We start from the raw sequence: 13,057 nt of genomic DNA, 5'->3' as shown, positions 1-13,057 counted from the left end.
TAAATGAAAAAGCCGGATAATCAATCGGACTCTGGAAAGACTTCCGATGATTATCCGGTTTTCTTATGACGTTTAAGAAGCAGCGTTGATTATTTCGTCTGGATACGAATATTTCCTGCTTTTACACCGTTTGCCTTTGCAGTAAGCACAATTTCACCTGTTGTTTCACCCGATTGTACAATGGCTGTCAACATTCCGTTGAAAGCATGCATTTTCGGAAGATGGAACTGTTCAAGGTTGGTAGGGTCACCGTTGGCGGCAGCACGATATTTACCGGCTCCTTTGACGGAGAAGTTAATCTGGCGATTGTCGGCAGGGCACAGGTTTCCGTCTTTATCTACTACTTTTACAGTGATATAAGCCAGATCTTTTCCGTCTGCTGTCAGCTCGTTCCGGTTACTTACCAGTTCGATGTGATGAGGCTTTCCGGCAGTGCGAACCACTTTTTCCGCTACTGCTTTTCCGTCTTTGTTATAAGCTACTACTTTAACTTCGCCCGGTTCATATACGGCATCCATCCACATCAAGCGGTAACGGCTCTTCAAGGAACTGTTGTTTTTGCTTTGTTTGCCGTAGCTTTTTCCGTTGATAAACAGTTCGGCTGTCGGGTAGTTTGTATATACGAATACCGGAGTTACTTCACCTTCACGTCCCGGCCAAGTCCAATGAGGAAGAATATGCAGCGTCTCTGCATTTTTGTTCCATACGCTACGATAGAGATAATAACGGTCTTTGGGCAGGCTGGCAAGGTCTATAATACCAAACATGGAACTATGATTCGGCCATGAATCGACATCATAAGGTGAGGGTTCGCCCAGATAATCGAATCCTGTCCATACGAATTGTCCCATAGTCCAGTGATTATCATCCGCCAAAGCAAAATCTTCATCGGGAATATTCGACCACGGGCAGACTTCCACGTCATACGAAGAACATTGATGGTCTTCATATTTGGCGCCTTTCTTGTCCTCAACCGGGAATTTATAGACTCCGCGCGAGCTGACGGTAGAAGCTGTTTCGCTACCCAGAATCAGGTTCTGCGGAAGTTGGTCGTAAGACTCTTTATAACGCTGGGTGCGATAGTTAAGCCCCGGTATGTCAATCATAGCCGCAAAGCCATTGGCAAGTACGCAAGTCACCTGATCCATTCCGCAAGTTACGGGACGGGTAGGATCTTCACGGTGGCAAATATCCTGCAGGAATTTTGCTACCTTATAGCCGACAGGACTACATTGGGTAGGTACCTCATTACCGATGCTCCACATTACTACACAAGGATTATTGCGATAATTGTGAAGCATATTCACCATATCGCGTTCCGCCCATTCATCGAAATAACGGTGATAACCGTTTGTGCATTTGGCAATATCCCATTCATCGAACGGTTCAATCATCATCATAAATCCCATTTCGTCACATAGTTCAACAAGTTCCGGAGTCGGCATATTATGCGATGTACGAACAGCGTCACACCCCATATCTTTCAAAAGAGTAAGTTGGTGGCGAAGAGCAGCTACGTTGATAGCAGCTCCCAACGGGCCTAAATCGTGATGATTACATACTCCCTGGAATTTACGGTGTTCGCCGTTCAGGTAGAATCCTTTATCGGCTATGTATTCAATACTACGGATACCGAAACGGGTAGTATATGTATCTACCAACTTATCATCCGCATAAATCTTTGAAACAGCTTTGTAGAGCGACGGACTTTCCGGTGACCAAAGTTCGGGTGCGTCTATGATGAAATTCTGTTCAAACGGTTGTCCGTGATTGATTCGGCTTGTATTCTCTTTACGGGTAACGACCTTTCCTTCCGGAGAAAGAATATCTGTCTCTACACGGATTTGCGTTTTCTCACCGGCATTCTCAATTTTCGTCTGCAGGCGCACGGCTGCAAATTCCTTGCTCACGTGAGGAGTTGTAATCTGTGTTCCCCATACAGGCACATGTACTTTCTCCGTCACAATCAAGTGTACATTGCGGTATAAGCCCGCTCCCGGATACCAGCGCGAAGACTGCGGACGGTTTTCCAAACGAACGGCTAATGTATTGCTCTTACCGTCTTTATTAAGGAAAGGGGTTACATTGCAATGGAAAGAATTGTAGCCGAAAGGCCAGAAACAAGCTTCTTTCCCATTCACATAGACACGCACTTCACTCATAGCGCCATCAAAGAGTAATGTCACTTCTTTGTCTGCGGGAGTGTCAAAACTGGTGCGATACCAACCGGAACCTACATAAGGCAGTCCCCCGGTTCGTCCTGTCTTTAAAGATGCCTTTTTCTCGAAGTTCTGCGTAACAGCAACATTCTGGAGATCGTTGTTCATGTCGAAAGGGCCGAAAATAGCCCAATCGTGCGGAATAACGACCGATTCCCATTTTGTGTCATTGAACTCCGGCTGGCTGGCCTCTTTAAAATCTCCTTTACTGAACTTCCAGTTCTTCTCGAGCAGCGTCTCGCTGCGCTGCGCTTGCAGGCTGCAAGCGGCTCCCATCAAAAGTACAGTTATCAACTGTTTTTGGTGTTTCATGTTCATTTTCACTTTTCAGGTATAAATAATTTTGGATTCGGGGTAAAGATATAAAAAATGAACCAATAATATTATCTTTTAAAGGCATTAAATGAATTGGTGGGCTTACCGCTGTCGTCAAACATCCCTTTACTATAACCTTTCCAATTTCCGTAACATTGAGGTTCCCAGGTAAATACTCCCAGACATTGGTCTACTTGTTTCGCTTTGGTAACAAAATCTGTATAGAAGGCTTCCGCTTCTTCGTAATCCCAACTGATACCGATTTCGCACATCATTACCGGAGTATTGTATTTGGTTATTAACGCTTTCATATTGGCAATGCAAGCATCGTTCATCGCTTCCCAGTCATCCGGCGTATGTCCGTCTTCGGCCGATATGTCCGGATAAAGTGACATACCGATAATGTCCCATTTGGCATTGTTCTCGTGCAGGTAGCCAAAGATTCTATTGTACAGGCCGGCATCATTTCCCTGGTCGAGATGAACGATAACTTTGGCTTCCGGGTAGACCTCTTTTACAGCATCGTAACCTGCTGTGACAAAGGCTGCGAAATTCACTCTTCCCGCTTCACTTGTGGTTTGCCCGGTAGGGAATAGCATCCCTTGATGAGTTTCATTGCCTACCTGTACCCATTCTACGTCAATGCCTTTCTCTTTCAATGTGCTGAGCACATCTTTCGTGTGGTCGGCGATAGCCTGTTTCAATTGCTCTACGGAGTAATCTGCCCATGCCTTGGGCTTGGCCTGCTGTCCGGGGTCGGCCCAACGGTCGCTGTAATGGAAATCAATCATGATGCGGTAGCCCAGGTTATGCGCTCTCCATGCTTTGAGTAATACGTCTCCTTTGTTGCACCACCCTCTTACATCATCCGTGTCATTCTCCGGATTTACCCATACACGCAGGCGGACGGCATTCATTCCCAAATCACGTAACAGGGACATGCATTCCTGTTCTTTTTCTCCGGCAGTATAGAATTTGTATCCGGAGCTTTCCATTTCCGTCAACCAACTGACGTCGGCTCCCCTGGCGAAACCTGACATGTCATAAGTAACTTCTTCCTTTTCGGGGAAAGTCGGCGTGTCGTTATCATCGCTGCAAGCGGTGAAGAGGCTTCCGCCAAGCAGGGCGGAAGCTATAAATAGAATCTGTTTGAATCGTTTCATTGTCATTTTTATTATTGATTGCTAATGGTGTAAGTTCCGTTTATCAGGTCGACTGTAACATTGTATGTGCCTGCCTCTACCGGTTTGATTCCGTCATTGGCATCATAGTACAGCGTTCCGTCATAGCCACCGTAAGAGCCTGTCCAATCATTTATCACAAATTTGAGTCCCCATTGGCTGTTCTGTCCCAATGTAATGCTTCCGGTATATGTTCCTGCTGTTTCGCCGGCTTGTAGAGCGACCAAACCTTCACCGTCTATGCCAAGATAACAATATACATTGTTGACTGCATAACTCTTGTAACTCATAGGTTCTTTTAATGACACTTCAAATAGATATAATCCGTCCGCCGGAGCTGGGATATTTTTTCCGTTTCCTTGGAAAAGGACTCCGTTCTCGGCTGTACTTGTCGCATCGTCACTGACCAAGGTGTACAGTTGACTCTCATCCCAGTAGTCTGTAGTACTTATTGCATAATCTCCCCATTCAGAGTCTACATTAACAACCCCTGCATACTTGAGTTCGTCTTCGTTATAGATTACAATTTTGTGGTCATAAGCCCAAGCGCCGTTGACGGCAGGCCCGATGCCGGGGAAGTAGATGTATGGTGCCGCTTCCGGTTCCGGCTCTGCTGCTCCGGCTTCCACGCTGACCGTCCATTGCTCCGGATTATTAAGGTCGATAACTAACGTACATTCTCCTGTAGCCGGAACGCTTACCGTTATATTTCCTGCTGTTGCAGCTTCTCCGGTGCTGAATGTCAGTTGTCCGGCAGTTCCACCGAAAGCAAATGGAGTGTCTTTGGCTTTCGTATCGTCAATCGCATTATCGGAACCGCTGACACTGGTATTGTTGTAAAACTTGCCTGTTCCTTGAAGCTGAATGTTGATATTCGTACCTTCCGTTCCCGTAAATACACCTTTCCATTGATTGTCCGCACGACTGTATTGCATGTTGATACCTTCTATGCCGCTTACATTCAGTTCGGGCATCAACAAGGCGTTCCATTGTTTCTGAGCCGTATTTACATTCACGAAATAACATCCCGACTGACCGGGGAACCACATATCCCATGTTCCTTCCGCTGCGTCTGTTGTCAGCAAGAATGGAGTTCCTACTCCGCCGGATTGGGCTGTATGCCAGGTTGTTCCGTCAGCTTCCTGCACGTAAATGCCTTCCCAGGCTGCCGCTCCGAAGAATCCGCTATACTGTCCGTCGGCATTTGCAGAATAGAAATCCTGACCGGAATCCTGACCGCTGCTCTTGTTGATAATGCTGGCGTAATGCATGTCAATATGATAAGGAGTCACCGTGACTGCCACCGTATTGCTATACACAGGAGCGATGTTGCTACCATTGCTTCCTGCCAGTCGGAAATAGAGAGGAGCGGCTTCTTCAGCCGGTGCATCCAGCTTGTAGGCAATGATATTCAAGGCGGCGACTGTATAGCTTTTGGAAACTCCATTTTCCGTAGATTCGATAATGCTGCCTGAAAAATCTTCAGACCGGGATACTTGTACGGTAGTTTGAATACCGCCGGTCACTTGATACCTCGGGTCGCTGATTTGCAGTGTCTGGTCGCTCCAGGCAAGGGACAATGCATAGAGTTTAGCGGTAGCTTCCGTCAGTACAACGGCATTGGTAGAAGCAATCAAGTCACTTTCCACCGGACTGGAGAGATAGAATTTGTCTCCGTCTTTCTCACACGCTCCTAATAGAAGGAGTGCGGAAAGTAAAGCCGACAGGATATTTATTTTTTTCATATTGTTGTATCGAATAAGCATGATTAATAGTTTTCATTGTATAGATTCGGGTTGGCGGTCAACTCGGTAGTCGGTATCGGGTAAATGTTGTACCGACTGTTTACTGCTGTTCCCTCTTTTACGCCGCCTTTCCATTGCCACTTATATGTAGATGTGGTGAATAATCCGAAACGAATCAAGTCTGTACGGCGGTGTCCTTCCCAATAAAGTTCGCGGGCACGTTCGTTCAGAATAAATTCTTCTTTCAGGTCGGAATCAGCTTTTTTATTATTATCATCGAGATAGCCGTATGCCCTTTCTTGCAGTTCGTTGATATATCCCAAAACCGTACCTCTATCGCTTCCGCTTCCACCCCGTACTACGGCTTCTGCCATCATCAGATACACATCTGCCAGGCGGAAAAGAGGGTAATCCGTATTGACACCACCGTCCGCCGTGTTCGAAGCCGTTTCTCCCGCGTCAGTCAGGTTTGTCCACTTCTCTACAAAATAACCGTTGCTCTGGTCATCTATCTTATCCAGATTCAGCGTTTGCCCGTCGGTGAAGAACATTGCCCGTTTATCTTCTTCTCCCGTGAACAGGGAAGGGATTTCTCCACGTACACGGAACATGCCCCAACCGCTTTTCACTCCGTAATCTTCCGGTTTCTGCAAGTCCGAAGTATTACTTACCGCACCACAGATAATATACGTGGAAGAGCCCCATGACACGGTATGCGTAGCGTCTACCGGCAAGGTAAAGATAATTTCGTTAGCAGTGCGTTTGTCATTATCAGCGTTGAATAGCTTGCTGTAATCACCTTCCAATGAATATCCCTGTTTGATGACTTCTTTGCAAGCGCTGATACATTCGGTATATTTCGGTGTGTTGATGTAAACTTCCGCATTCAGATACAGTTTAGCCAATAAGGTGTAAGCAGCTCCTTGGGAAGCCCGTCCGTAAGGACAGTCGGCTTTATCAAGCATATCGCCTGTGATACTGGTCAGTTCCGATTCAATATAGCTGAAAATCTGTGCAGCCGTATATCGCGGTGGCAGATAGCCGACAGTCGGGTCGTTCTCCGTTACAAACGGGATATTGCGGAACAAATCCATTGCATGATAGTAGAACAAGGCGCGCATAAAACGGGCTTCGGCACGGTAGTGACGAATTTCAGCCTGTTCCTGTTCCGTGAATCGGGCAATTCTCTCATCCGTAGCATTGCGGAGAAATTCGTTGCACAATGCAATGTTGTAATAAATACGATAGTACATATCCGACACCCAAGGGTCGTTGGCGTCCCAACTCAAGTAAGTCAGACCGGTAACATTATCGCCCGACAGCCAGGTAGAAGCCACTTCGTCCGTTCCACATTCCTGTAGATTGAAGAAGCAACGCATATAATCCTGCCCACTGTTACTGTTCAAATCCGGGTCACCGCTTTTTTCCTGACCTGTGGTCACCATGGCAGCGTATATTTTCCCTAAAACGGCTTTATAATTATCAGCACTTGTATAAATCGTAGAAGATGTTTCGTCTTCATGCGGATATTGATCCAAGTCGCCTATACAGGAACCCAACAGCAATGCGCTGCAAAAATAGAAGGCTGTATATAATATATTTTTCATGATTCGCTTGTTTTTAAAAGTAATTAGAAGTTGAAACCTACGTTAAGTGAGAATGTACGCGGACGGGGGTAGAAGGAATTATCCACTCCGTCGGGCACTTCCGGGTCTACGCCGCTGTACTTCGTGATGCAGAATACATTCTGAACCATTGCGCTGACATTCAGGCTGCATCCCTTGCAAATCTGTCCGAAGTTGTAGTTCAGTGACAAGTTATCCATTTTCAGGAAAGAAGCATTCTCTACATAATAATCGGACAAGTATTGGCGGGACTTGAATCCGGTTTCCAGATAACTGGTCGACAGGTTGTTCAACTGATAAGAGTTGTAGCTCACTGTTTCCCAAGCTCCGGCATTCATAGCCATGGCATTGTAGACATAGTTACCGATATTGGCTCGCAGACTGGTGCTCAACGTCCATTTCTTCCAACGTAGGGAAGTGCTGAAACCGAGGATATAATCGGGGGCGGGAGAATGGTAACGGTATAAATCTTCCGTATTGATTTCCCCGTCTCCATTAAGGTCTACGTAAGCGCCTTCTACGGGCTTTCCGGTTTTCTCGTCATAGAGTTGGTGATACACGTAGAACATATAAGGAGCGTATCCTTCGGTCAACGTCTGCACTTGATAACTGTCGATGTATGGGCCGACCGAAGTATTGGTTGCGGCAGCACCGGCAACGAGCGACAGGTTCTTTACTTTCATCTTCTGCCATGTCATATTGAAACTGACATCCCAGTTCCAGTCTTTTGTCTGAACGGGCGTAGCGTTTATGCTGAATTCAATTCCCTGACTGTCCACATTTCCCACGTTCGTAGTGATATTACGGTCGAAAGTCGTTCCGGCAGCGGCGGGAACCGTGGCGATCAAGTCCTTGGTCTGGCGGGTGTAATAGTCGAAGCTACCTGTAATCCGGTCTTTCAGGAAGCCGAAATCGAATCCGACGTTCCAGGAAGTAGTCGTTTCCCATTTCAAGTCGGGAACGTAAGAACTCGGACGATAGGTATGAATGTATCCGTTGCCCATACTGGCTTCCGCCCCATTTTGGCTGCCGGTATAGATAGGCAGGTAATTATAGTTTCCGATACCATCCTGCTGTCCGGTCACACCGTAGCTTGCACGGATTTTCAAATTGCTCAATACTTTATTTTCTTTCAGGAAAGATTCTTCCGTCACTCTCCAACCCAAAGCTACCGAAGGGAAAGTACCCCAACGTACATTCTTTGCGAAACGTGAAGTGGCATCCCGGCGGACAGTCGTTGTCAGCATATAACGTGAATCGAGCGAATAATTCAGACGACCGTAGTAGGAGAGCAGCACATGGCGTTCATCCTTCGCTTTGGATGTCTTCTGTATTTCTCCCAGCGTGTTCATTTCGCTATAAAGCGGAGTGGTCGATTTCCAGTACTGATAATCGTAACCGGCTGTCACGTCAAAACTGCTCTTGATAGATTCGACGAGCTTGTTGTAATTGGCGTATAAGGTGAGCAGGCGGTTCTCTTTCTTTTCGGGGCCGTAGCTGTAATCCAGACCGGAAGTATTATAGTTCTGTGCCGCTTCTGCCGGAACATATACGCTGCCTTTACCTTGCGCGTAATCATAACCCAGCGTAGCGTGCAGTTTCAGGTCGGGGAAAAAATGAACACGGTAATCCGCATCGACATTTCCTATAAAACGCCTAACGTTACTTTGAGAATCATTCATCTTGATAAGTCCTACGGGGTTCATCACGGCTCCGTTGACAGGAGCGCCCGTGTTGTCCGTCGCTTCCGTATATCCGCCGAAGGTATCCAGTCCTGAATAAACGGGAATGGTCGGGTTCATGGTAGCCGCAGCCCAAATGGCGGATGTATTGCCGAATGTATTGTTATTGATAGAACCTTTGGCGTTGATGTTCAACTTCAGGTGGTCTTTGAAGAAAGAAGGGGTCAGCATGATGCTTCCCGTATAACGTTCCGCGTTATCGGTACGTAACAGACCGCTTTGGTTATAATAACCCACCGACACACGGAACGGCCAGTTCTTGGCAATCTTTCCGGAAACACTCAGGTTATTGTCCGTACCGAAAGCATTCTGATAAATTTCATCATTCCAGTCTGTGCGGACATTTCCTAACAAAGCCTGTTGTGCTGCACTTCCCTGTGATTGGATAGTGTTGACAAACTGATTGTAGCTCAACATATCCGCCAGTTTGGTACGTGTCTGAATGGAGTTGGTAGTGCTGAATGTGATTTGCAGTTTGTCCGAAGTCCCTTTCTTGGTAGTGATAAGGATTACACCGTTGGATGCACGCGAACCATAGATGGCGGTGGAAGAAGCATCTTTCAGGATAGTCATGCTTTCAATGTCGTTCGGGTTGATGAGGCTCAGGAAGTTTCCGTCGTTACCGCTGATACCGCCCTGTTCCAAAGGAACACCGTCCAATACAATCAACGGGTCGTTGCTGGCATTCAGTGAGGCACCGCCACGAACACGGATAGTGCTTCCCGCCGTAGGCGAACCACTGTTGGACATAATCTGTACACCGGAGATTTTACCGTTAATCAGTTGCTCGGGAGAACTGACCAGTCCCATGTTGAAGTCTTTGCTGCTGACGTTCGTAACCGAACCGGTCAGGTCACTCTTGCGTTGCGTACCATATCCGATAACGACTACGTCACTCAATACTTGAGAATCGCTTTTCATCTGTACGTTCAGTACGGAGCCGCTTGCAGGGAGAGGAACAATTTTTGTTTCGTATCCTACATAAGAGAATTGCAACTCTTTGTTGCCTTGCGGTACGTCCAATGTGTAATTACCGTCAAAGTCGGTAACCGTACCGGTAGAAGTTCCCACGATGAGGATACTTACTCCGATCATCGGCTCTTTATTTTCATCAATCACTTGTCCGGTGATTTTCTTGCCTGCCTGTTGGGCAAAGGCAGGAATCGTGCCCCCTAGAAAGGCTGTACACAACATTAGTAGTACAGTCAGATGGCGTAGATTTAAGATGTTCCTGTTCATAATTACTTTGTTATTGATAATAGGTTTATTATATTGATTCTTATTTATCTCTCCTCTTGCTTTTCACTAATATATTTCGTATCTTTAAGAATTTTCCGCCTTTTGGAAACAGGTAGTCACATTGCATAGTGATAAATGTCATGTTATAGAGTGACGTTTGTCTCTTTATAAGGTGACTATTGTCACCTTGCAACGGGATGACTACCCGAGTGCATAAAAGATTATAGTTTACTGCACTCAAAATCCTTATTCTCTGCACTGAAAACTCTTGTTCTCTGTATTAAATAAAAAACTCTTGGATACGTTTATTCCAGCCATACGTCGCCGAGTTCAACCTCTATGGTTGGTTTGCCGGCTCCCGGCATCGACAGTTCCAGTTTCTCTATCTTTTCCGGTCGGAAGGGAATTTCTGTTTCCGGATGGAAATATTGTTTCAGGAATGTCGGATAAGCTATGGGCAATAACGCTGTGTCCGTTTGGCGCAACTCTTTCAGAGCTATCCGTATAATACCATCTACAGCCGGAACAGGGCATAAGCTTTTGTAAGTATATCCGTCCGAAGTGACGAAACCTGCGCTGAATCCTTGTGGAAGGGGCTTGTCGCGATTTACGCGGATGCAGAGCGTAGTGCAGCTTTTCACCTTATCTTTTCTTCCTTCGATTTCATCTTTCACGAATGCGCGGAGAAAGTGTTGCGGATTCTCTCCTTCCGGTGTGAACCGGAATCGGAGCAGCGGCTTCTCAACTGGAGAAGAATCAAGTAAAGTACGTTGCAGGTCATTCCATTCGGGAAGTGTATATGCTTCTATCCGGCTATCTGTATCTGTTACTTTCAGCAGTTGTATCGCACTACCGGATGTGACAACACGGGTAGTCCAGTATGAATCGGAAGTGTAGTTCCAGTCCAATGGAGTTCCTTTGATTCCCGAAGGATTTCCGGTGACGGAGTTTCCTGCGGGATAAGTACGGGTGCTGTCGCCCCGGCAGACGATGATGTTATACCTGAAACAACCTTCCTTTATTTCTGTGGCAGGCAGGATTGCCTGATATGTATAGCCGCTTGTACGTTTCATCTTTATGTACGGATTATGCTCGTTCCAGAAAGAAACTTTGTCCGTGTAGATAATGACGGAATCCGGAAGAACGTTTCCTGCTACTTGTGCATTAATAGTCAACGCTTTGCCTGCTTCAACAGTTGTTGCCGGAGTATGAGTGACTTTATAATCCATCGTGCGGGGAGCGGGAGCAACAAACTCTCCGATACGAATCGAATTCCATTGGGAATCAGCTTTCCAACTCTGCTTCGGGGTGCAACCATTACGTTTCAACAGATAAACACCCGGACGAAGGCTGCGAATCACCCCATCCGTTATCTTTTCTTCTTTCCGCTCATTCTCCCTATTTAGGGCAGTAAGAGTAAATGTCTTGCCCAAATCAGGAATTTGTAAAGCCATATCCCACGCACCGTAGATGATGCTGACTACTTCTTTTTCGAGTGAAGGTTTGGCAAAAGGGTCATTGACCACTATCGCGTCCGGCATTACTTCGAGTCGCCATACTCCCGTCTCGAGACAATCAATGAAATAAGCTCCCGTGCCCTCATAGCCCACTACTGGCGAACTGCCGCATCCGGTGATCGAAACCAACTTTGATGCATCCCTGGGTTGTGTATTTGTCTGATTGGAGTAATAAAATTTCTTCCCATTGTCCAACTCACTCAGATCTTCCGTATAACTGACGCGAAAGCCGTCACCAAACAAAGTATCCTGCGGATAACTGCCATAAGATTCTCCTCTTTTCAAACTTCGTGCAGCTTCGGCAGCAATCTTCATGCTGATAGCTTTGTTGGGGGTATAGGCAAGATTCAGAAAGTGAGTCTGATATTCCGTATTGGCATAGGCAATATCCATCGGATCATAGGCAAACTGCGTGATCCATTGGAAACCGGCTGTGCGGAAAGTGCGTACCATAGCCGGATACATATAGGAATACATAATATCCGCCGGGTCAAATTCATAAATCATCCGTGCTTTCTTATTGAATCCTTTCACCTTATCAGCGAAAGGAATGTCATAACGGTCTACGTAAGGGAGAAAATTCCCTTGTTGCGTCTGTCCGGATACCAGTCCGATGGGATACCACTGATAGGTAGTTCCCTGAATGGCAGTCTCATAGTAAGCATCCACCACATATCCGTTGTGACTTACATTATAGAACACAGGCTTGCGGTTTCCTGTCTTATCGATTGCTTTCAGCATCCGGTTGATGTATGCCTTTACATCCTCTTTCGTGCCGGAGTGGCAAGGTTCGTTGTTAATCTCAAAACCTACGATAGAAGGGTCGTCCTTATAAGCCAGTCCCGTATAAGGATTGGTATGTTTCACCAGGTCACGGAGATACGTTTCCTGTGCGGCGATGGCTTCCGGGTTGGAGTGTATATCACATTTATCATATTTGTAAGAGAAGCCACCGGTGGGTATATTCCGTTCCGGGTAACCATTACCAAAGTTAGTCTGTGCGGTAACAACAATATGTATATTGCGCTCTTTGAGTTTGGCAATCAGGTAGTCCATCAAGTCAAGATGCTCGTTTTCAAGGAGATTTCCTTGTCCGTCTGTCAGTTCCACGTCCCATAAATGAATACGGTAAGCGTTCAGTCCCAGACGGGCGATATGATATACATCATTATCTATGGCAGCTTTGCGGTCAAGTCCCAAATAACCGAGTGCGCGGTAGGCATGGGCAAAAGGCAGGGTATAGTTCACTCCGAAGAAAGAAGCTTCCTCGCGGGTATCGCTCCAACGCATCACTCCGTTTCCGTCTATATATATAATAGGTGTGGAAGTTGATTTCGCCTGCGTACTGCCAAAGGAGAATAACAAACTAATGAAGGTAAGGATTAACAGTCTTTTCATGCTATCAAATTTATCGGTTTATTGATAGCGACAAAGGTAAATTATTGGCAAATCCACAGAAAGCACAGATTGGACA

Annotated in this window: 6 protein-coding genes; all 6 read right to left on the bottom strand. The window is 46.3% G+C overall.

Features of this window, described 5'->3' with window-relative positions:
- Positions 1-89: 89 nt before the first annotated feature.
- Positions 90-2,537 carry a beta-galactosidase GalB gene (gene galB / locus AB5443_RS02945; RefSeq protein WP_368113214.1) on the bottom strand — a complete coding sequence of 816 codons (2,448 nt, stop codon included), beginning with the start codon at positions 2,535-2,537 and terminating at the stop codon, positions 90-92.
- Positions 2,538-2,602: 65 nt separating this feature from the next.
- The gene (locus AB5443_RS02940) at positions 2,603-3,697 is read right to left on the bottom strand and encodes an arabinogalactan endo-beta-1,4-galactanase (protein WP_368113213.1); all 1,095 of its coding nucleotides are present in this window, start codon (positions 3,695-3,697) and stop codon (positions 2,603-2,605) included.
- Between the two features lie 11 nt (positions 3,698-3,708).
- A complete protein-coding gene (locus AB5443_RS02935; RefSeq protein ID WP_368113212.1) occupies positions 3,709-5,460 on the bottom strand; it encodes a DUF5114 domain-containing protein in 1,752 nt (583 codons plus the stop codon).
- Between the two features lie 23 nt (positions 5,461-5,483).
- A complete protein-coding gene (locus AB5443_RS02930; RefSeq protein WP_368113211.1) occupies positions 5,484-7,067 on the bottom strand; it encodes a RagB/SusD family nutrient uptake outer membrane protein in 1,584 nt (527 codons plus the stop codon).
- Positions 7,068-7,090: 23 nt separating this feature from the next.
- On the bottom strand, positions 7,091-10,066 hold the full coding sequence (locus tag AB5443_RS02925) for a SusC/RagA family TonB-linked outer membrane protein (RefSeq protein WP_368113210.1): 2,976 nt from the start codon (positions 10,064-10,066) through the stop codon (positions 7,091-7,093).
- Positions 10,067-10,371: 305 nt separating this feature from the next.
- Positions 10,372-12,981, bottom strand: coding sequence for a hypothetical protein (locus AB5443_RS02920; RefSeq protein WP_368113209.1), 2,610 nt, complete (start codon positions 12,979-12,981; stop codon positions 10,372-10,374).
- Positions 12,982-13,057: the final 76 nt, after the last annotated feature.

The organism is Bacteroides sp. RTP21281st1_H5_RTP21281_210402, assembly GCF_040918965.1.
Classification (GTDB): domain Bacteria; phylum Bacteroidota; class Bacteroidia; order Bacteroidales; family Bacteroidaceae; genus Bacteroides; species Bacteroides congonensis.
This window is presented reverse-complemented; position numbering and strand designations above follow the sequence as displayed.

Excerpts from the sequence above, each read along its gene's own strand:
- AB5443_RS02920 (WP_368113209.1), bottom strand. The coding sequence starts at position 12,981 with ATGAAAAGACTGTTAATCCTTACCTTCATTAGTTTGTTATTCTCCTTT.
- AB5443_RS02925 (WP_368113210.1), bottom strand. The coding sequence starts at position 10,066 with ATGAACAGGAACATCTTAAATCTACGCCATCTGACTGTACTACTAATG.
- AB5443_RS02930 (WP_368113211.1), bottom strand. The coding sequence starts at position 7,067 with ATGAAAAATATATTATATACAGCCTTCTATTTTTGCAGCGCATTGCTG.
- galB (WP_368113214.1), bottom strand. The coding sequence starts at position 2,537 with ATGAACATGAAACACCAAAAACAGTTGATAACTGTACTTTTGATGGGA.
- AB5443_RS02935 (WP_368113212.1), bottom strand. The coding sequence starts at position 5,460 with ATGAAAAAAATAAATATCCTGTCGGCTTTACTTTCCGCACTCCTTCTA.
- AB5443_RS02940 (WP_368113213.1), bottom strand. The coding sequence starts at position 3,697 with ATGAAACGATTCAAACAGATTCTATTTATAGCTTCCGCCCTGCTTGGC.